Origin of the sequence: Beggiatoa alba B18LD (genome assembly GCF_000245015.1) — a bacterium.
In the GTDB taxonomy this organism is placed as follows: Bacteria; Pseudomonadota; Gammaproteobacteria; order Beggiatoales; family Beggiatoaceae; genus Beggiatoa; species Beggiatoa alba.
In genome coordinates this window covers 2,746,079-2,766,292 of the sequence record NZ_JH600070.1, presented here as the reverse complement: position 1 = coordinate 2,766,292, position 20,214 = coordinate 2,746,079, and the positions used below count along the sequence as shown (strand labels likewise).

Here is a 20,214-nt window from a genome sequence, read left to right as displayed (position 1 = left end):
TTATCCCGTGCTATTTGCTGTTTTTTATTGTTGATCAGTAAATGTTTTGGCAAATATATCCCAAAAAATTTGTTTTACCGAGGATTCACTATAATTTTCTTGAATTGTCTTTAAAGCATAATGGCGCATTGAGTCGTAAAGCGACTGATTTTCTAAAAGAATGCGAATAGCACGCGCCATATTTTGGGGGGTAAAATCGACTAAAAATCCATTTTTCCCCGTTTTAACAAACTCCTCAGGCCCACCACAAGTTGTCGAAATAATAGGACAACCACAAGCCATTGCTTCTAAAGCGGCAATACCTAAACCCTCTTGATGTGAGGGCATGACAAAGACATCTAAGGAACGATAAAACTCGCCCAATGCTTGGCGGGGACGCTCGCCCAAAAACTCAATATAAGGGGCAATCTCTAAGGCTTCTGCTTCTTGCTGTAATTTGGCTTGTTTATCAACTTTTGCCCCAATCAATGCCAACGTCACATTTAAGCCTTGCTCACGGCATAATTTAAGGGCAGCAAACAAAAGTTGAATATTTTTACGGGGGTCATCAAACCGACCTGAAAAACCAATCCGACCTTGTAAAACATGCGTTGCTGCTGGAAAAAATAAATTCGCATCAATTGGCATCGGCATTCGTGTCAACTGGGCTTTTGGTTGAATTTCCTGAATTTGCTTTGCGGTATAATGGCTTAAAACTAAGGTCTTTGCGTTCTGCAATACCTGTTTTTCTAACGCCAAACACCAAGGCGTATCTAGCCATGTATCTAACCAACGACGATACCACGGATAATGCTTTGCTCTATCTTGTTTATCGGCTAAATAAGGGGTTGCAATCCAAGCAAGACAGGGTTTATTCAATGCAATGGCAGGATTTGCAGGTAAAATATTACCTGATACAACAACAAGATAATCATGCTGTTGTATCACTTCTGACCAAATCGCTGAGGATAAATAACGGGTATATTCTAATTCAGGAAAATACACCCCAATCTCATAAGCAGGCACATCCTCTAAAACGGTTGTTTGACGATACTGTGGCGTTTTAAACAACAATTGCCAACTGGGCACAGATAAATCGGGGGCTAAGTTATAAGATGTATAATAAGCAAGACTGACTGAATAATGACGTTCGCGTAACAATTGAATCATTTGTTGAGTCATGGTTAAGACCCCGCCCGCATAAGGGTAAAGCGTCAAAATCAAGACTTTTTTCTGACTTTCCATGTATGTTCCACACGCTCAACGGCTAAAAATTAAATTATAGGTCTCGCTACCTACGATACCCCGTTGTTCTGACTGATAAGTTTGAACAAAGCCTGCTTGCGTTAAAATTTGCTGAACTTGGGGTAACGTTTGATAACCCACCTCGATGAGGATAGATTTTAAGCGACTATCTGCCAACGTTTTCGGCATTCCCTCCAAGATATCAACTTCTATACCATCTACATCAACTTTTAAATAATCAGGTGATTCCCCTACCTGCGCAATAAAATCATCTAAAGCAATACTATAGGTTTTATAATGGATTAAGTCATACTTGGGACGATTAAGCACACAAGCATAATTTGTCGGCTCACGTGCATTAATAAATCCTGATTGTTTAGCGATACCAATATAATATTGCTCAACCTTTTGAATATTATTCAATTGTAAATTATTGGCTAAATTAAAACTTGCCAATAAATCCAAATCGAAACAAATGATTTTACGGGGTGCATTCGCTTTTAAAGCGGCATAAAGGGTTTCATTGCCGAAACTTGCACCAATGTCAAAAAGTACACAATCCTTATCAAATTTATCAATCCAATCTAAAGTTTCAGGCTCACGTTGTTCCCAATGTTTAAATTGGTCATAAACGCCCACTTGATGCAACGGGATAATGATTTTAATCGGCACACCGCGCACGCGGGTTGTTGGTACAGGTAAAATCCGTGTAAAAAAACGGAAAAGCCACCTAGAAATATTTGTTTTTTCTATAAACTTTGAGAGCAACAAATTAAGAGAACGAAACATAAAGGCTTTACCGTTTTAATAAATTATCAAAATAAGCGATAGTTTTAATTAAGCCCGCTTCTAACTGAATGCTGGGTTGCCACCCTAATTTTTCTTTTGCCAAACTGATATCGGGCTGACGTTGCAAAGGGTCATCACTGGGTAAGGGCTTAAATTCTATTTGTGAACGTGACCCCGTTAACGCAATCACTTTTTCTGCTAATTCTAAAATAGTAAATTCGTTAGGATTTCCTAAATTCACAGGACCTGTAAAATCATCCGATGTGCCCATTAAACGCACAAATCCCTCAATTAAGTCATCAACGTAGCAAAATGAGCGCGATTGTTGTCCCTGACCATAAACGGTAATCGGCTGATTTTGCAACGCTTGCACAATAAAATTAGACACAACTCGCCCATCATGCGGGTGCATGTGAGGACCATAAGTATTGAAAATGCGGGCAACTTTAATATTCAGTTTATGTTGACGGTAATAATCGAAAAATAAGGTTTCAGCGCAACGCTTACCTTCATCATAGCAAGAACGAATTCCCACAGGGTTTACATGTCCCCAATAATCTTCTTTCTGGGGATGAACAAGTGGGTCGCCATACACTTCACTGGTGGAGGCTTGAAAGATTTTAGCTTTTACCCGTTTTGCCAAACCCAGCATATTGATAGCACCATGCACGCTGGTCTTTGTGGTTTGAACAGGGTCAAATTGATAATGAATGGGTGAGGCAGGACAGGCGAGGTTATAAATTTCATCAACTTCGACATAAAGCGGGAAAGTCACATCATGACGCATTAATTCAAAGTGAGGATTATCCAATAAATGCAAGATATTATCTTTTGAACCTGTGAAGAAGTTATCGACGCATAAAACATCGTTACCCTCATTTAATAAGCGTTCACATAAATGTGAACCTAAGAAACCTGCACCACCTGTGATTAGAATTCGTTTTCTAAGTTGCATATTGCTCATTTATTTTCTAGGTCCTAATAGTTTTAGTTTTATAAATTTGATTTCAAGTTCCTTCTAATTCTGATTAACTTGTACATAAAAAGTAAGAGAGTAGCAAATATTGGGTACTGTTTTTTAAGTGGGAAAATAGCGTATTGAGTCAGTTCTGTTTGCAATTGCCTTATTTCTGACTTGTTCTCTTGCACGTATTTTTTGAAATCTATTTTTGATTTTACCTCAGTTTTTTCATAGTAATCTAAAGGTTTTAATATAAGCCGATATTTAAATTGGCATTTACTTGTATATATAACCTTGTGATGTAGCATGATTTCCATCAAAAACCTAGTATCTGAGGCAACCGCATTATCAGCTTGGAAAAGGTTAAATAATGGCTGACGTTGGGTTAAAATGTGTCGGCGGTACATGCCAAAAATTGCTGAACAATTAATCCAAAGAAAAAAAACAGCCGCATTGTATAGCTTAGGCATATAAGACCTTGGACGAAAAAATAAAGCTATTTTACTTTCTCCACCCGTTATACGTGAATTTTCATCAATTAATACATGGCTAGCATAAGCAAAGTCTATTGTAGGATTACTGTCTAAACGATTTACTAAACATTCAATATAGTTCTCACTCCACTCATCATCAGCCACCCACATGAAGTATTTTCCTTTAGCTTGTTGTAATACAAACTCAAAGTTTCCCGCCATGCCTAAGTTTTGGGATTGTTGAATAAAGCGAATACGTATATATTCTGCACAGATTTTTGGTGTCAAATCCTTCGAGGCATCATCGGAGATGATTATTTCAAAATCAGAAAATGTCTGCGTTAATAAATTATCCAATGTACGACGTAGATATTTTTCACTGTTATATAAGGGAATCCCTATACTAACAGTAGGTAACGATATTGTTTTAATGGTCATATGGAAATCATTTAGTTTTTTTCAAACGCCATAAAAACCATCTTTTAAACTCCATGATGGAGTAGAGAATTCGGACTACAAAAGCAAGCAATGGCGAGTATTTCACTAGAGGTTCTAAGATGTATTTTTCAGGTGTAACACCTGAAAACGATTTGATTGTCTTATCTTTATTTTTATATTCTTCGCTACTGTAAAACTCGGAGGTGTGTTTTAAAATACGGTACTTAAACTCACACCCTTTGACATATGCAACGTTATGCTTCAATAAAATATCAACAAAAAACCTTGTATCAGAATATGTGACAACATCGTTTAAGAGTTCAACTATTAAAGGATTTCTTTTCTGAAAAAGACTCTTACGATACATTCCATAAAAAGCTACAGTATTCGCTCTCAATCTAAAAATGCTGGCATTAAACCATTTTGGGTAAGAATAACGAGGTATCAAAATAGGCAACACTAGCTCTTTTTCAAAGGAATACAAGTAGTTTGACTCTGCATCAATACCAATATAATTAGAATATACAATATCCACATCTGGATATTTGGAGAGCGTGTTTACCAATGACTCAATATAATTTTCACTCCACTCATCATCATGAGCAGCCCACATAAAATATTCACCTTGGGCTTTCTGCAAAACAAACTCAAAATTTGCAACCACACCTATATTTTCTAATTGCCTAAAATAAATAATGCGCCTATCCCTATTAGCATACTCCTGACAAATCTTCGCTGTTTTATCTGTTGACGCATTATCAGAAATAATCAATTCAAAATCAGTAAAGGTCTGTTGCAATAATAACTCTATAGCATTAGCTAAATACTTTTCTCCGTTATAAACGGGTAATCCAATACTGACAGTTGGTTGAGTGGAGGCATTTGTCATATTTATAACTCTTATATTGGTAGGAACTTATACGTTTTAATTCTGCTTAAGAACCTAAAACACACTTCTCTCATTTGTGGTGTTGATAAAAGAACACCTATGAAAAGAGAAACGAAAATACTCGTTAGCATAATCAATTGTACTACAGTACCATGATTATTTATTATTAATAACCATTTATATATTCCCGCTATCACAGATACTACGAATAAAGGCACAAATACATCCGCAATATACCATTGCCATTTTTCCGTTGGTAATAAACGACGGTGCATAAAATGTATGCCAACTAACACATAACTGCTATTAAGTAATAACCATGTAATAGCTGCGCCAATCGCACCATATAGAGAAGCTAACAGAAAAAGCAAGGGTACAAGTATAACAATGGCTATCACATTCACATAAAACGCAAAACTCGTCCATCCATAAGCCAGTTGTAAGGCATACGGCACATGCATAATACCATTAGACATATTTCCTAAAATTAATAGACTCACCAATAAATAAGTTTGTTCGGCTGTTTCTACATTTTGTGTCCACAATAAGAGAATGTCATAAGAGAAAAAAGCAATACCAACAGCTAACGGAAATATAACAACCGCAATCAGTTGGCTACTATGATGATAAAGTCGTTTTAGCTCTTCTTCTGCATTCATCGCAACCAATTGGCTAAAACGCGGAAAAATAGCAGAGGAAATAGGTGTAATCGCTCTGAACAAAGAGCCAGCAACCATGCTGGCTAAACTGTAATAGCCAAACATTTCAAGTGTTAGCAATTTACTTAAAATAACTTTGTCTAATTGTGTTAGCACAAGTGAGACAAGCGTAATTGCATTCATACCAACCATAAACCGCCAAATATCACGAAAAAGGTATAATTGAAAACGGGCTGGTTGTGGGAAAGAGGGTAAATAACGCCATAACCCTATTGCTAATAAAGCGGTGTGAATGATGCTAACAATTAACTGCCAAGTGAAAAAAGCTTGTAGTGTTGGAGAAATAAGCCATAAAACCAGTACCGCGCCAAAACCGCGCAAAGTAGCGGTTGTAATCATTACACCATTAAGAAAAACCAATTTTTGTAAACCAACAATCCCGCCTGTATAAATTCCCTGTACCCAGTGAAATACCACAATCAATCCCATCATTATAATGGCATGTTCAATCGTTTGAGTATTTAATGAAACTGATTTTAACCAATGGGTTGAAATAAAACTGGCTAATAAGATAATAATACAGCCAATAGCAATACCGATTAACCAGTAAATAGTTGTTATTGTTAGTACTAAATCTCGTGTTTTCTGCGCACTTTCTGTTTGAATAGATAGTTTTGCAATTTCTCTGTTAAGGGTTGCACTGAGTCCCATATCCAGCAACGCAAACATAGCCGTTAATGTCGTAAAAAAACCAATTAATCCATAGGCTTCTATGCCTAAAAAGTGAATATAAATAGGTATAAAAGCCAACGACATCAGCGTTGCCCAAGCATTCCCTACATAATTTGCAATGATATTGAGTTTTAGGGATGTCAAGATGATGGGGAAAGTAAAGAAATAAGGAGAGCCACGATTTTTTCAGGCTCATTGATATAGCGTTCGTTTAAATCTATTTCTACAAGATTGTTTTTTAAGCGCATAAATAACCACTGATTTCCTGTTGTAACCACACCATAAACGTAGTTAGGTTGTTTACCTGCTTTTTGGTTGAATAATGTAGCAGCAACCATTTCAGCAATACATTGAGCCAATCCATTTTTTAAATTGTCGTTTTTTGCTTCTACTAGCACCATGATAGGTGCATCTACATAGAGTTGTTGTGGGGATGCACTTATTAAGAAATCACAAAAACCATTCAAGCCTTTTTCAATATCCACATTGAAATCAACACCAGAAAATAAGCTAACCCGATTATCGAGCATTTTCCTAACTTCAATGAGAATAGGCGCGATCAACATTTCCGATTTTGCTTTTTCTGTCCCAATTGCTAATGCTAATGGAATATTGTTTTCGAGATATTTTTTGAAAAACGGGTCTATAGTAGTCGTTTTTTCTGGAAATACTAAAATCCCTTCTTTAAGGGTTAAATTGAAGAGGTGGGTCAGTTGCGTAAAGGTGAATTCGCTGTAGGACATATAGATATAGCATTATTTCCGACGTAACCATGCTTGTGGCCAATGCGTGATATTATTTGTTAGTTCACTTTCATTAAAACCCCATTCAGGCTGTTCAATCACAAATTCAGGATGCGCTTTTACAAATTCTTTTGCCGCTTCTGTTGGATTATCAGAAATCCATTCAGGCGTTCCACGGGGAACATCATATAAATATTGCATACTACCATCTGTTGCAACGATATAAGAGTTTGGAGAAACTAAAGCATAATAAGCATTTAGTTCGGCTAATACATGCGCTTTGATATGATTAGAATCTAAAATGACTAATACCGTTTCGTGTGGCTTAATCAGTGATTTAACTGTTGCAACGATATTTTCTGCAATGGAACTCCCTTCAATCAACGTAATGTAAGGGAACAATTCATGAGACTCGATAACTTGTCGGTTATGAGGACGTATTTCAATATCCACCCCAATAATCCTGCCTTTACCCATTATTTTACAAAGACTTGCATAATAAATAAGTGAGCCACCATGAGCAATACCTGTTTCTACAATAACATCAGGTTTTACACGATAAATAACTTCCTGAGTGCGAATCATGTCCTCAGGAATTTGGATAATGGGACGACCTAACCAACTAAATGTATAGGGATACTTTTGATTCCAACCAACTTTCAGCCACTGGTGTGAAATAAACTCAAATGCTTCTTTAGAATATAAATCTAACATCTGTTCTTTTTCGTTATTATTAATAACAAGGGTTTTTTCTTCTGTATCAATAACCAATTTCATAATCTAGTTTTCCACCAATTTATTGTTTGTTCTAAACCCGTAGTCAAGTCGTATTGTGCTTGCCAACCTAACTCTTGTTTTAACCGCATTGTATTAGGCAATAACAATGTAGGTTCATTTGCAGTACTTGGCAATATACCTAATTTTAATAAGTCTGGTCGTCCTATTTGATGTGCAATGGTCGTTACTATGTTTTTTATACTTGTTGGTTGACCAGAACCAATATTAATCGCACCGATTAAGTGACTGTCTAATAGTGTGACAAAAGCATCAGCAACATCTTCTACATATAAAAAATCTCTAATTTGTTCACCGTGAGAACAATTTGCAGGTTGTCCTCGAAGGAGAGAATTAATGACAGAAGATACTAAACGTGCAGGATATTCATATGTACCATATAAAAAAAATATTCTTCCCCAAGCACTACTTAAATTATGCACTGTACTAAATGCCTCTAATGTTTGTTGCAAAGCTTGTTTGCATTTTCCATAAGGAGTAGAAGGTACTAAGGGTGTTGTATTTTCAGAACAATAGCCATATTGCCAATCATATTCTGCACAAGTGCCAGCAATTACCACTCTTTGTCCATTTTCCTGAGCAAAGAGGCGTAGTAATTCTATACTTGATTGTAACCAAACAAAATTTTCTTTTGCTGTCCAATATTTGCTAGGAATCGCATACCAAGCAAAATGCAATAAGTGACTTGGTTTTACAGTTGTAATTAATTTTTTTAATTGCGCGCTTTCTAATAGGTTAACTTGATGCCAATAAAGATGCTCATGATACAAACAAGGATCAGTGTGTGAGTGAACGGCATGAACCTCATATCCTTTATCTAATAATGGGATAATGCATTGTCGTCCAATAAATCCTGTTGCACCAGTCAGTAGGACTTTCTTCATAACTGTGTCATATTTGCATCTAAAAAATTTGCATCTAAAGAAAGCTCCCTACATTTTGTCTTTATTTCATCTAAATAATTTGGATTCATCACAATAATAACAAAGCTATTTTGTGAATTGGATTGTAAAACTTCGGGAGGATAAATTTTATGTGCCGTGTGAGGTACAAAACAATATTGTTTGCTAGTATTTATATCAACACAATAATCAATTAAACAATTAGTTGGATCAAGTAAATTTGAAAACACAACTCCTTTAGTTGACATTCCCCATATAACGATAGTCTGCTTTTCTTTTATAGATAATAACGTACTTCTTACTTTATCAATGAGTTCTTTTTCTCTTTCTATATATGATTTTAGATGTTCAATAATATCCGTCGTATCTTTCCATCCTTTATATGTCGTTAAAGGCATACTTTTTGTAGTTGACTTGAGCCAAAGGTATTGATTATTGAAAGCACTGTATGTTTTCTCCACAGAAAACCCAGCTCTCTCTAATGTATGAGACAAACTATCGGCTGTAAAATAATTGCAATGCTCATAACAAAAGTCCCAAAAGGCATTATTATCAAGAATCCATTTTAAATCAGGTACTTCTATAAATACGGGGATATTTTGAAATTTATTCAACGCAAGATGAATTTGTTTTAAAAACACAACTGGGTGATATATGTGTTCTATAACATGACGACAAATGACAAGATTGGGCTTCTGTTTAACATAATCTGCTTTAAAAATGTCATCTATAAAGTAACATTTTTGCTCACCGTCGATATCTTTTACCGTACGTTCATAGCTTGGGTCTATACCAATTCCAGTAATGTCAGGATATTTAGCACACAATGTTCTTAAAAAATGTCCTTTTCCACAGCCTATGTCTATTACAGTACCATTTTTAATTGGAAACTCTTCATAGAGAAAAGAAGCTATTTCTTGGTAATAAGATTCAAAAACTCGTGAAGGAACTGAATTATTGTAATTTTCATCATATTGCATCAATTTTTTATCAAAACAAGAGTTGTATGCAAATCCACATTGAGAACATATAGTTAATAAAAACTCTCCAATCTTTGCATCTTGTGCTTCATTTGCATGATGATAAACATAATTTTGCATTGTAACTAATGCATCACGGTGTATAGTTGGTAGCACATTAGAGCTATTACAAATGGGACATAATTCTCTTGTCATTTTTTCACCTTCTAAAAACTGTTTATATATTTCACTAATATTCAGTTGCAATCCACTCTAAAAACCCTCTATCTCTCTCAGAAATAATAGGGTTTTCAATCAACCATTGAATACCTACGAGAGGAGAATCCCACCGAATCCCCCGCGCACTCTCTGCATGATAAAAAGCAGACATTTGATAAAACACTTCGGTATTATCCACTAATGTTTGGAACCCATGCGCGAAACCCTCGGGAATATACAGCATTTTATGATTATTTGCCGTTAATTCTACCGCAAACCAGCTTTTAAACGTTGGCGAATCAGGGCGAATATCTATAATCACATCATAAATTGCCCCTGCGGTACAGCGCACAACTTTAACTTCTTCATGCGGTTTTGCTTGGTAGTGCATACCGCGCAATGTGCCTTTTTTGTGGTTAAACGAAATATTACATTGTACAAGTCGCGGATTTAGTCCTTGTGCGGTAAATTCTTGTTCACACCATGCCCGTGCAAAAAAACCGCGTTCGTCAATGCGTAATTCAGGTTCAATAAGATATGCACCTGCAAGCGTGGTTTGTGTAAATTTCATCTAATTGTTAATAGTTGTTTAATTGGGCTTAATCGCTATCGTATTCTGAAAAACAGCTTCAAGCGAAGTTGCTTCTAGTAAAGCCATTGACCATTGACGTAATGTGTCTATGTCTGCATGAATAATCTGTTCTTCCAACGCTTGCGGTAGTTGACCAAACTTGTGTGTCAATCCCTGTACTAAGAGTTCTACAAGTGTTTCTTGTCTGCCTGCTTGTCGTCCTTCTTGCAGCCCTTCTTGCAGTCCTTTTTGCCATCCTCGTTCAATACCAATTTCATAAGAAGGTAATTCGCTTAATTTCATAGTGCTTAACATTTCTTGTTCCTCTTTCACCAATTTTTGTAAATTTCGGTTATCCGATAAAATTTCTAGCATTGTCAAATAATCGCGGAATTTACTTAAATTATCAGCGCAAATATTATCCAGTCGTTGAATGATTTCTTGCACAACTGAACGCGGCGGGCGGTCTTTAAAATCACACAAAATTGCCATAACCAAAGCATCAGGATTATTTTGTGCAAGAAACTGTTGGCAATCCATACGGTGCATATCGATAATGGTATAGCGATAGTGTAGGTTATCTCTTTGGATATTATCCGCCATTCGTAATGGATTGCGTCCGATATAAATAATATATTGTTTAATCTCTTCTGCGGGATAGGCTGCACTGATTTCACAGAAATAACGTAACATGCGGATAGGCATATTATTTTCGTTATTGTTTTGAATCTCAATGTGCAGTAGGTAGCGTTCAGGTTCTTCTACTTGTACCACTAAATCTGCTCGACGGTCTTCTACCCGTTGATATTCTGTTTCTACTAATTCTACTTTCTCTACTTCTAAATCAAATAAATAACGTGCCATATCGATGGCGAGTCGTTTTAAAATATGTTTAGAAACGATGTCTTTTTCAGCCATTTAGAGAATAGTTAAGTGTGGAATAGGGATAATAAACTGTCCGCCCCAGTCACGAATATGTGCCATCTGTTCTATGATTTCTGTTTTTAAATTCCATGGGAGAATGAGGACATAATCGGGGCGGGTTTCTTTTATTTTTTCAGGCGCATAAATAGGAATGTGTGTGCCGGGTAGAAAATGGTTTTGTTTATGGGGGCTACGGTCAACGGTGTAGTCAATGAAGTCGCTACGAATGCCACAGTAATTTAATAATGTGTTGCCTTTAGCGGGCGCGCCATAGCCGACAATGGTTTTTTTAGTGCGTTTTGCGTCAATTAAAAAGTGAAGAATTTGGCGTTTTGTTTCGCGAACTTTTTCAGCAAAGGTTTGATAGGTTGTAATTTTATCTAGTCCTGCTTGTTGTTCTAATGCTTTTAGCGCGGTAACGCTGGGATGTATCGGTAGTTGTTGATTTGTTGTATGACGGGCGTAAATGCGTAATGACCCGCCATGCGTGGGTAATTCTTGGACATCAAAAAGAGTTAAGCCTTGTTTTGCAAAAATTTGTTCTACCGCAATGATTGATAGGTAGGAAAAATGTTCGTGATAAATGGTGTCAAACTGGTTATGTTCCATTAGGCGCAATAAATGGGGAAATTCCATTGTAATAATGCCTGTGGGTTTGAGTGCGATTTGCATACCCGCAACAAAGTCGTTGATGTCAGGAACATGAGCTAATACATTGTTTCCTAATAGGAGGTCAGCTTGTTGTCCTTGTGTTTTTAAGGCTTGCGCGGTTGTTGTGCCGAAGAATTTGACTAAGGTGGGGATTCCTTTTTGTTCGGCGACTTTTGCAACGTTAGCAGCGGGTTCTATGCCTAATACGGGTATATTTTTTTCTTTAAAGTATTGGAGTAAGTAGCCGTCGTTACTCGCAATTTCTATGATTTGGCTTTTTTCTGTGAGTGAAAATTGGGCGCACATGTCGTCGGTGTATTTTTTGGCATGTTGTAACCAACTTTCTGAGTAGGAAGAAAAATAGGCGTAGTCGCTGAATATTTGTTCAGGTGTTTCAAATTCAGGGAGTTGTACTAAAAAGCATTTTTCACAGACGTAGGCATGAAGGGGGTAAAAACGCTCCATGAGGTTCAGTTGTGTTGTTGTTAGATAGGCGTTAGATAAGGGGGACATGCCTAAATCACAAAAGGAGTGGTGTAATGAAGCTCCACAAAAACGGCAAGAATGTTGTGTCATGCGTTAATCCACTGTGTTTTTTGCTTTAGTTAGTTTGAGTTGGTTTTTAGTTGTTTTTGACTTTCAAGAAATACGTAGTTAATCGCAGCAAATAATTCATTTAAGTTTTCTATTTGGTATCCACTTTGATTTTTAGTGAGTTGTTGCTGTTGTAATTTTGCAAACTCCCAACGTTCCGCGTTAGTAACTATGCCAAATAAAGTCTGTTCTGGTATTTGGTTGAGTTGTTGTATTGCGACTAGCTCGGCTGCACATTGTCCCCACCCTTCACTAAAATTATCTTTTTTTGCTTCTACAACAATGAAATAAGGTTGTTCAAAAACAATTTTGCCTAGTGGTGAACGTTTCGCAATTAAATAATCAGGTATGTCTGTGAGTGTCTCATTTTCTCCTAAAGGATGATGACTCCACAGCATAAAATCAGTTTTGTAAGCCTTCCAAATTTCACGCAAAATGGGGTAAATGATATTTTCACAGAGTGCGTATTCAGAACTATCAACGACAAGTTCTGTTAAGTTAAATGTTAATTCAGCCCGTAAGTAGTCGTTAACAGTAAATACTTGAGGCTCAATAAAGTTTGTTTCTTGATAGGACAGGTGAAACGATTGCACAACTTGACTGAGCGTTTTATATGAAGTAAACGACATGTTTTTTCTCTATTTATCAATTAACTTAGTTTTTGATAATTAGCAATTTGTGCTCGAGTGATAGTTTCCATGTCGGCTTGGTGCAAGTAGTGTTGATACCATTCTACTATCCACGTTAGGCTGGTTTCTAGTGACAATTTAGGTTGCCAGCCTAGATAAGTTTTTGCTTTTGTTGAATCTAGTTTTAAGTAGTGGGCTTCATGGGGATGTTGTAAATTGTCTGTTTGCCATGTCGCGCCACTGCCCCAAATCTGGGCTAATTTTTCAACTATCCATTGAACGGGGCGGCTGTCTTTTTCTTCCGCACCAAAATTCCAGCCTTCGGCAAATTTTGTCCCTTCCAAATATAATTTTTCTGCAAGGAGTAAATAGCCTTGTAGGGGTTCTAGGACTAGTTGCCATGGGCGGATAGCGTGTGGGTTGCGAATTTGGACAGGACGATTTGCGATAAAGGCTTGTAGAATATCTGGTATGAGTCTATCTTGCGCCCAATCGCCTCCACCTATCACGTTACCCGCTCGAACACTGGCGATGGCAACGCCATGTTGTGCATAATTTGCGGGGTGAAAAAATGAATTGCGATAAGCCATTGTAACTAATTCTGCACAGCCTTTGCTGTTTGAATAGGGGTCATATCCGCCCATTGGTTCGTTTTCGCGATAGGCCCAAATCCATTCTTGATTATCATAACATTTATCGCTGGTGACAATAACGACAGCTTTAACGCTGTTTGTTTGTCTAACGGCATCGAGTAGATGTACTGTTCCCATGACATTGCTGGCATAGGTTTCTACAGGGTTTTGATAGGAGTAGCGAACCAGTGATTGAGCGGCAAGATGGAAAACAATATCAGGTTTATATTTTTGTAAACAGTGGGTTAATGCGGTTAAATCTCGAATATCCCCAATGGTTGTTTGCATCTGTTGGGCAACATGTGCCAATTCATATAAGTTGGGTTGAGTTGGAGGCGGTAAAGAGTAGCCGATAACATCAGCCCCTAATTGTTGTAACCATAGCGCAAGCCAACTGCCTTTAAAGCCTGTATGTCCCGTTAATAGGACTTTTTTGTGTTGCCAAAAAGCAGGATTTACCAGACTTTCCATGGCGCGTTCCCTGATTGCCATAATTCTTCTAATAAGGTTTTATCCCGCAAGGTGTCCATCGGTTGCCAAAAGTCTGTATGTAAAAATGCAGAAAGTTGTCCTTCTTGGGCTAAACGTTCTAAGGGTTCGCGTTCCCAGACGGTCGTATCATCTTTAATATAATCAATTATTTTTGGGGATAGGATAAAAAACCCGCCATTGACCCAATTACCATCGCCTTGTGGCTTTTCTTCAAAGCTGGTGATTAGGTGTTTTTGGATGTTAATCGCACCAAACCGACCGGGTGGTTGGGTTGCAGTCAAGGTTGCAAGGGTTTTTTGCGTTTTATGAAATGCTATTAGTTCGGCAATATTAACGTTGCTGACACCATCACCATAGGTAAAACAGAAATCTTCATTTTCTGTTAAGTATTGACGAACTCGTTTTAAGCGTCCCCCTGTCATGGTCTTTTCACCAGTATCAACCAGTGTGACTCTCCAAGGTTCTGCACTATTTTGGTGAACTTCCATATGGTTATTAACCATATCAAAGGTTACATCGGATGTATGTAGAAAATAGTTCGCAAAATATTCTTTGATGATATATCCCTTGTATCCTAAGCAGATGATGAAATCATGAATACCATACGCTGAGTAGATTTTCATGATGTGCCATAGGATGGGATGTCCGCCGATTTCTACCATCGGTTTAGGGCGTAGATGGGTTTCTTCACTGATACGAGTTCCTAAACCGCCTGCAAGAATAATAGCTTTCATTGTGTTTTATTGTTTTTGGTAAAACGGTGAGTTTATTAAAACGGCAATAAGACTATGTGAAATATTGTTTAGAACAAGCAAAAAAAACTACAAGCGTGGGGATTATACCGATAAAAGTTGTAAATTCACTAGGGATAATTACAGAGGAGATTTAGGCGGGTTGCTAGCCATTAAATCCCTTAATGGCTAGCATTTAAAGCTAATCAACTAATTTTTAACGCTATTTTCTTCCGTTTTAGGTTGGATTTTCAGCGTGGGTAGTTTATCTCCGTAATAGCTTTCTTCTTCCATTTCTACCGCTTCAAGTTTTTTCACTTCTAATAATACCCCTTCAGCACGGCGTAAATTGGCTTGGGCAATGTTGTAAGTGATGTAGGCGGTTAAAAAGCCTTCTTCGCTACTGGCTAATTCTTGTTGGGCATCTAGGTAATTTTGTAAGTAGTTGGTTTGTTCGGCACTGCTGAGTAAGTCACGACGTTCTTTAAGGGTTTCCCGTTTGGCGTGACTGGCAAGCATGGCTTGGTATTTACTGCTTAAGTCCCGATAAGCGGTATCTACTTCACGGCTGGCAACTTGAACTTCTAAGAAGACGGTGTCGATAGTGGTGCGGAGTTGGTTGACGAGTTGGCGGACTTCTAAACGGCGACGTTGTTCGCGGGCTTTAGCGACGTTGTTGCTTAAGGGCATGTCAAAGAGTAAGCCTGCGGTAAAGCTGGGTTTGCCTTCGTTAAATTCGTCGTCTATGGCGTTGCCTGTGTCTTTGCCTTCGGCTAAACCGTCTAAATATGTGCCTAAAACGAGGTTTAATACGGGTAATACTTCGTTTTCGCTCATGCTGGCACGCATAACCCCAGCGCGGAGTTGTTTAAAGGCTTGGTTGATTTCGGGGCGTTTTTCTAAAGCGAGTTTCACTGATTGGGACATGTTGGCGCGGGCAAAGTCTTTTTCAGGAAGGGTCATGGGGATGAGTTCGAAATCTTGTTTCATGATTAGGGTGGGGTCGTTAACCAGTGAAACGAGTTTTGCTTCTGCATTGCGAACGGATTGTTCATAGCGGATGCTGTCGGCACGACGGGCGGTTAAGACGGCTTCGGCGTTGATGACTTGGCTACGCAGGGCATCGCGGGATTTGAGTTCTTTAACGGTGCTTTCTGCTTCGGCTAATAGGCGTTTTTTCTGTAATAAGGTGGCGCGTTCAAGGTATAAGCTCCAGTAACTGCGTTCGATTTCTAGTAAATGGGCTTGTACTTGGCGGGTGAATTCGTCCATTGAGATGGATTGGTCAACTTTGGCGACTTCGATGGTGGTTTCGTTGTATTCAATCCCCGCGCCGTTTAGGAGGGGTTGGCGGTAGGTTAAAGCTAGACGGGCGTTTGCTTGGGGATTGGGAATTAAGTAGTCGGAGTTATTTTTTAATGTGCCAATTTTTTGTGAAAGTTCAATTTCTCCCCCTGTTGTCAGTGGTTTACGTGCGCCTGCTTCTAAGCTCCATTCTTGTTCTTCAAAACGTCCTGTTGTCCGTCCTGTGCGTAGCGTGCTGCCGAGTGCTTCGTCTAAATCGTTGTATTTGCCTTCGACAAAGGCGTGTGTGTCAAATTTGCCTTCGGCTTCTTGGATAGCGGTTTGACGGATTAGCGGTAATTCGCTGAATACTTTAATTTGGCTTGAGTTTTTGGTTGCGCGGAGGAGTAGGTCTTCTACGGTAAAGCGAACGGGGTTGGAGCTGGTGTTTAGTTGTTCTTTGGTTAGGCGTTCCCACCATAAGTCGTATTCAAAGTTTAAGGGGGGTAAGGGGTCGCTGGGGGCGAGGCGGTTGGATATAACGGTGTTAGTTGCTTCTGGGGTGGCTGAATCAATGTTGAGTTCGACACGGCGGTTTAAGTTCCTGCCTTCGGCAGTGGCGTTGCTGGCGATGGGTTGGGTATCTCCTGCACCGCTATAGGTTACAGCCGTTGTGGGAAGGTTTAAGGCTTGTTGTACGTAATCGGCAACGACTTTCGCGCGGGCTTCGCTTAAGGCTTGGTTGTCGCTATAAAGTGCATTGGATTTTAACGGGCGGTTGTTTGCATGACCGATTACGTGAATTTTAATATTGGTTTGACTGCGTAATGGGGTGATGACTTGGTCTAATTTGGTTTTTGCGGCTTGGTCTAATGCGGCAAGGTCGCCCCCTTGGTAATTGACGTGTAATACGAATTGTTGCGCTGGATTGGGGTTTGCGCTGGGAGCTTGACCTGCTTTGTCAGCGGGGACAACGGTTAAAACGCCGTTTTGTGTTTCTAGTACAAAATCATAGCTGTAAGCGTCATAGCCTAATTGTTCAGCGAGTTGTTGGTATTCTTTGCGGATGGGGTCGCTGATTTGGTCGTAGCGTTTTTCGTAAGAAGGGGAGGAACTGCACGCATTGAGCACTAAGACACTGAGCAGTAAAGGGGTATAACGGTAGGTTGGAAGCATTGTTTTTTGTCCTTATTTAAATTAAAAGCGATAGCAAATAACATGCTGTCTTTTTATAAGACAGCATGTATTAGAAATAATTAAGATAATTAGAAGTTCGCTTGAGTCGTTGTGCTAGAGGATGCGACGAATTGGTAGTTATCAAAGTCGTTCCACTTTACGGCGAGCGGGTTTGCATAGACTTGATGCAAGGCTTTTAGTAATAACGGTGGGCTGAGTTCAATGACTTTAGGCACGGTCATATCGTGGCTAAAGAATAGTTGCGGTGTCAGTGCAGGCACAAAGAAGGTACGCACATCAAAGATACTCATGGTGTTGTCGTTATACAGCGAACTGAGTTGAACAACGCGCATTGAATGTGGTGTGTCGTGCAGGATGATGCTGGGGAAGGATGCCATCCAGTTTCCGCCTGTATCGCCCATGACGGTTTGAGAGCCTAGTTCTAAGCCGTTTTCACCGTAGAGGATGACTTCTAACGTTGTTCCAGGGGCAACCATACCGCTATAAATGGGGTAAATGGGTAATGGCGGTAAACTGTATTGTAAATCGCTCCGTTTAAAGAAGAATATATCTTCTCCACGATTAATAAGGCGGTCAGTAAAGATATTGTATTCATAGCCTAATACGCGGTTTACATCGCCCGCAGACACAGCAGAACCGTTTTGGAATTCAACTTGTGCGATATTGGTCACAGCGGTATTACTTAAACCAACGGTTGACGGTGTTACTAATGTGACTGTTACCGTTTTTTCTGCATGTCCGTTAAGGGTCATTGCATCAAAAATCACATTGCCTTGTGTATCTAATTCTCCGCCATCGCTAGCACTGATAAAGATGCTACCTTCAGGCAGGAAGTCTGTAATGATGACTTGTTTAGCGGTCACATCGCTAATATTGCTAATCGTGATGCTGTAAGTGGTTTCTTGCCCTGCGATAATGACCTCGCGCCCGTCTGTTTTTTCAATTAACAGCGTCGCTTGTTCGGTCTCTGTGTCACCGTCGCCGCCATTGTCACCATCATCAGTACCGCTACCGTTTCCGTTATCATCTTGTTTGATATAACCAAAATCCATTTCATCATAATAACGGTCTTCGGTAATATCTAACGTGGTGTGTCCAACGCCGATAGATTGACCTTTTTCAATGCCTTTTAAGTCATTAGAAATACCGCTAATCACTTCCAGCTTGTAGCGTCCTAATTCCAAGTTATCAAACTGATAATGTCCGTTTTCATCGGTAATTGTGATGAAGGTTTGATTATCTTCAACGGTGTCGAGGTTGTTGTCTAAACCGCCCCACGTAAGTTGTACGGTGACACCTGCAATGCCTTTTTCATTCTCATCTTGAATGCCGTCGCCATCTTCATCAAACCAAATATAATCACCGATTTTGATAGTTGGACGGTATAAGCCAAAGTCCACCGTATCAATAAATTGGTTAGAACCGAGAGTGACAGGGTTAAAGCTGGCAGGGGTGGTAATGCTCATGCCTGCGGGGGCTTCAATGGAAACTTTATAAAGTCCAGCGTCTAAGTTATCAAATAGATATTTGCCGTTACTGTTGGTTGTCGTGGTTAACGTGATGTCGTCAGCTGTACCGAATACACCATCTTTACCCGCACCTATTAAGGTGACAGTAATACCCGCAACAGGAGATTCATCCGTATCTTGAATGCCATCTTTATCCACATCATTCCAAACATAATCGCCAATCGCACTGTCAGGACGGTATAAACCAAAGTCCACCGTGTCGATATTTTGATTCTGTCCTAAATTGACAGGATTAAAGCTGTTAGGTGTGGTGATTTCTGAGCCTGTTGGCGGTGTGACAGAAACGCGATAAATCCCTGCGTCTAAACCATCAAAACGGTAGAACCCGTTATTGTTAGTCATTGTCGTTAAAGTAAAGTCGTCAGCTGTACCGAATACGCCATCTTTACCTGCACCTATTAAGGTGACAGTAATACCCGCAACAGGGGATTCATCTGCGTCTTGAATGCCATCTTTATCCGCATCATTCCAAACATAATCCCCAATAGAGCTGGTAGGTTTGTACAAACCAAAGTCAACTGTATCAATATGTTGGTCTTTACCTAACGTCACAGGATTTAAGCTGTTAGGTGTCGTGATTTCTTTATCACTTGAAATCGAGACTTTATAAATCCCTGCGTCCAAGTTATCAAACAGATATTTGCCGTTACTGTCGGTTGTTGTGGTTAAAGTGGTGTCGTCAGCCGTGCCGAATACGCCATCTTTGCCCGCACCCGTTAAGGTCACAACTACACCAGAAACAGGACTTTCATCAGAGTCTTGAACGCCGTCTTTGTCCTTATCATTCCAAACTGTGTCGCCGATGGAACTTCTAGGGGTGTATAAGCCAAAATCAACTGTATCAATGTGTTGGTCTTTACTTAACGTGACAGGATTAAAGCTGTTAGGCGTGGTAATTTCTTTATCACTTGAAACATCAATCGAGACTTTGTAAATCCCTGCGTCCAGATTATCAAACAGATACTTGCCGTTACTGTCGGTTGTCGTGGTTAAAGTGGTGTCGTCAGCCGTGCCGAATACGCCATCTTTACCTGCACCCGTTAAGGTCACAACTACACCAGAAACAGGTGTTTCATCAGAGTCTTGAACGCCATCTTTGTCCTTATCATTCCAAACTGTGTCGCCGATGGAGCTGTTGCCTGTTGGTTTAGTCAGACCAAAATCAATGGTATCAATTGTTTGATTATTGGCTAAGGT

The 20,214-nt window shown here is 39.1% G+C and carries 18 protein-coding genes; all 18 read right to left on the bottom strand.

Annotation, left to right across the window (positions count from 1 at the left end; translation table 11 throughout):
• Positions 1–24: 24 nt before the first annotated feature.
• Complete coding sequence (locus BEGALDRAFT_RS11245) at positions 25–1,224, bottom strand: glycosyltransferase family 4 protein (protein WP_002690072.1); 1,200 nt, start codon at positions 1,222–1,224, stop codon at positions 25–27.
• A gap of 15 nt (positions 1,225–1,239) precedes the next feature.
• Entirely contained in the window at positions 1,240–2,013 is a 774-nt protein-coding gene (locus BEGALDRAFT_RS11240; protein WP_002690070.1) for an FkbM family methyltransferase, read from the bottom strand.
• Positions 2,014–2,020: 7 nt separating this feature from the next.
• On the bottom strand, positions 2,021–2,968 hold the full coding sequence (locus tag BEGALDRAFT_RS11235) for a UDP-glucuronic acid decarboxylase family protein (protein WP_040295552.1): 948 nt from the start codon (positions 2,966–2,968) through the stop codon (positions 2,021–2,023).
• A 38-nt stretch (positions 2,969–3,006) separates the two neighbouring features.
• Positions 3,007–3,885, bottom strand: a complete 879-nt coding sequence (locus BEGALDRAFT_RS18285) for a glycosyltransferase family 2 protein (protein WP_002690066.1) — start codon at positions 3,883–3,885, stop codon at positions 3,007–3,009.
• Between the two features lie 7 nt (positions 3,886–3,892).
• The gene (locus BEGALDRAFT_RS11225) at positions 3,893–4,774 is read right to left on the bottom strand and encodes a glycosyltransferase family 2 protein (RefSeq protein ID WP_002690063.1); all 882 of its coding nucleotides are present in this window, start codon (positions 4,772–4,774) and stop codon (positions 3,893–3,895) included.
• An 11-nt stretch (positions 4,775–4,785) separates the two neighbouring features.
• Positions 4,786–6,309 (bottom strand): oligosaccharide flippase family protein, encoded by a 1,524-nt coding sequence (locus BEGALDRAFT_RS11220; protein ID WP_002690062.1) that lies wholly within the window; start codon positions 6,307–6,309, stop codon positions 4,786–4,788.
• Entirely contained in the window at positions 6,306–6,908 is a 603-nt protein-coding gene (locus BEGALDRAFT_RS11215; protein WP_002690060.1) for a hypothetical protein, read from the bottom strand. Before BEGALDRAFT_RS11215 ends, BEGALDRAFT_RS11220 begins: the two co-directional genes overlap by 4 nt.
• 12 nt (positions 6,909–6,920) lie before the next feature.
• Positions 6,921–7,685, bottom strand: a complete 765-nt coding sequence (locus BEGALDRAFT_RS11210) for a cephalosporin hydroxylase family protein (RefSeq protein ID WP_002690058.1) — start codon at positions 7,683–7,685, stop codon at positions 6,921–6,923.
• Positions 7,682–8,587, bottom strand: a complete 906-nt coding sequence (locus tag BEGALDRAFT_RS11205) for an NAD-dependent epimerase/dehydratase family protein (RefSeq protein WP_002690057.1) — start codon at positions 8,585–8,587, stop codon at positions 7,682–7,684. Before BEGALDRAFT_RS11205 ends, BEGALDRAFT_RS11210 begins: the two co-directional genes overlap by 4 nt.
• Positions 8,584–9,780, bottom strand: a complete 1,197-nt coding sequence (locus BEGALDRAFT_RS11200; RefSeq protein ID WP_002690055.1) for a class I SAM-dependent methyltransferase — start codon at positions 9,778–9,780, stop codon at positions 8,584–8,586. The genes BEGALDRAFT_RS11205 and BEGALDRAFT_RS11200 overlap by 4 nt, the downstream gene beginning before the upstream one ends.
• A 34-nt stretch (positions 9,781–9,814) precedes the next feature.
• Positions 9,815–10,354 carry a dTDP-4-dehydrorhamnose 3,5-epimerase gene (gene rfbC / locus BEGALDRAFT_RS11195; RefSeq protein ID WP_002690053.1) on the bottom strand — a complete coding sequence of 180 codons (540 nt, stop codon included), beginning with the start codon at positions 10,352–10,354 and terminating at the stop codon, positions 9,815–9,817.
• An 18-nt stretch (positions 10,355–10,372) separates the two neighbouring features.
• Complete coding sequence (locus BEGALDRAFT_RS11190) at positions 10,373–11,272, bottom strand: RpnC/YadD family protein (RefSeq protein WP_002690051.1); 900 nt, start codon at positions 11,270–11,272, stop codon at positions 10,373–10,375.
• Entirely contained in the window at positions 11,273–12,505 is a 1,233-nt protein-coding gene (locus BEGALDRAFT_RS11185; protein WP_002690050.1) for a class I SAM-dependent methyltransferase, read from the bottom strand.
• Between the two features lie 29 nt (positions 12,506–12,534).
• Complete coding sequence (locus BEGALDRAFT_RS11180) at positions 12,535–13,152, bottom strand: hypothetical protein (RefSeq protein WP_002690049.1); 618 nt, start codon at positions 13,150–13,152, stop codon at positions 12,535–12,537.
• Positions 13,153–13,172: 20 nt separating this feature from the next.
• The gene (gene rfbG, locus BEGALDRAFT_RS11175) at positions 13,173–14,255 is read right to left on the bottom strand and encodes a CDP-glucose 4,6-dehydratase (RefSeq protein WP_002690048.1); all 1,083 of its coding nucleotides are present in this window, start codon (positions 14,253–14,255) and stop codon (positions 13,173–13,175) included.
• On the bottom strand, positions 14,240–15,010 hold the full coding sequence (rfbF, locus tag BEGALDRAFT_RS11170; protein WP_002690047.1) for a glucose-1-phosphate cytidylyltransferase: 771 nt from the start codon (positions 15,008–15,010) through the stop codon (positions 14,240–14,242). The genes rfbG and rfbF overlap by 16 nt, the downstream gene beginning before the upstream one ends.
• A gap of 207 nt (positions 15,011–15,217) precedes the next feature.
• Positions 15,218–17,467 carry a TolC family protein gene (locus BEGALDRAFT_RS11165; protein WP_002690046.1) on the bottom strand — a complete coding sequence of 750 codons (2,250 nt, stop codon included), beginning with the start codon at positions 17,465–17,467 and terminating at the stop codon, positions 15,218–15,220.
• 89 nt (positions 17,468–17,556) lie between these two features.
• Positions 17,557–20,214 (bottom strand): SdrD B-like domain-containing protein (locus BEGALDRAFT_RS11160; protein ID WP_002690045.1); only part of this gene is annotated, 2,658 nt, incomplete at its 5' end.

What these genes read in the sequence shown, in the direction of transcription:
- BEGALDRAFT_RS11235 (WP_040295552.1), bottom strand. Translation starts at nt 2,968, where the DNA reads ATGCAACTTAGAAAACGAATTCTAATCACAGGTGGTGCAGGTTTCTTA.
- BEGALDRAFT_RS11165 (WP_002690046.1), bottom strand. Translation starts at nt 17,467, where the DNA reads ATGCTTCCAACCTACCGTTATACCCCTTTACTGCTCAGTGTCTTAGTG.
- BEGALDRAFT_RS18285 (WP_002690066.1), bottom strand. Translation starts at nt 3,885, where the DNA reads ATGACCATTAAAACAATATCGTTACCTACTGTTAGTATAGGGATTCCC.
- BEGALDRAFT_RS11205 (WP_002690057.1), bottom strand. Translation starts at nt 8,587, where the DNA reads ATGAAGAAAGTCCTACTGACTGGTGCAACAGGATTTATTGGACGACAA.
- BEGALDRAFT_RS11200 (WP_002690055.1), bottom strand. Translation starts at nt 9,780, where the DNA reads ATGACAAGAGAATTATGTCCCATTTGTAATAGCTCTAATGTGCTACCA.
- BEGALDRAFT_RS11215 (WP_002690060.1), bottom strand. Translation starts at nt 6,908, where the DNA reads ATGTCCTACAGCGAATTCACCTTTACGCAACTGACCCACCTCTTCAAT.
- BEGALDRAFT_RS11225 (WP_002690063.1), bottom strand. Translation starts at nt 4,774, where the DNA reads ATGACAAATGCCTCCACTCAACCAACTGTCAGTATTGGATTACCCGTT.
- BEGALDRAFT_RS11190 (WP_002690051.1), bottom strand. Translation starts at nt 11,272, where the DNA reads ATGGCTGAAAAAGACATCGTTTCTAAACATATTTTAAAACGACTCGCC.
- rfbG (WP_002690048.1), bottom strand. Translation starts at nt 14,255, where the DNA reads ATGGAAAGTCTGGTAAATCCTGCTTTTTGGCAACACAAAAAAGTCCTA.
- BEGALDRAFT_RS11240 (WP_002690070.1), bottom strand. Translation starts at nt 2,013, where the DNA reads ATGTTTCGTTCTCTTAATTTGTTGCTCTCAAAGTTTATAGAAAAAACA.
- BEGALDRAFT_RS11210 (WP_002690058.1), bottom strand. Translation starts at nt 7,685, where the DNA reads ATGAAATTGGTTATTGATACAGAAGAAAAAACCCTTGTTATTAATAAT.
- BEGALDRAFT_RS11245 (WP_002690072.1), bottom strand. Translation starts at nt 1,224, where the DNA reads ATGGAAAGTCAGAAAAAAGTCTTGATTTTGACGCTTTACCCTTATGCG.
- rfbC (WP_002690053.1), bottom strand. Translation starts at nt 10,354, where the DNA reads ATGAAATTTACACAAACCACGCTTGCAGGTGCATATCTTATTGAACCT.
- BEGALDRAFT_RS11185 (WP_002690050.1), bottom strand. Translation starts at nt 12,505, where the DNA reads ATGACACAACATTCTTGCCGTTTTTGTGGAGCTTCATTACACCACTCC.
- rfbF (WP_002690047.1), bottom strand. Translation starts at nt 15,010, where the DNA reads ATGAAAGCTATTATTCTTGCAGGCGGTTTAGGAACTCGTATCAGTGAA.
- BEGALDRAFT_RS11180 (WP_002690049.1), bottom strand. Translation starts at nt 13,152, where the DNA reads ATGTCGTTTACTTCATATAAAACGCTCAGTCAAGTTGTGCAATCGTTT.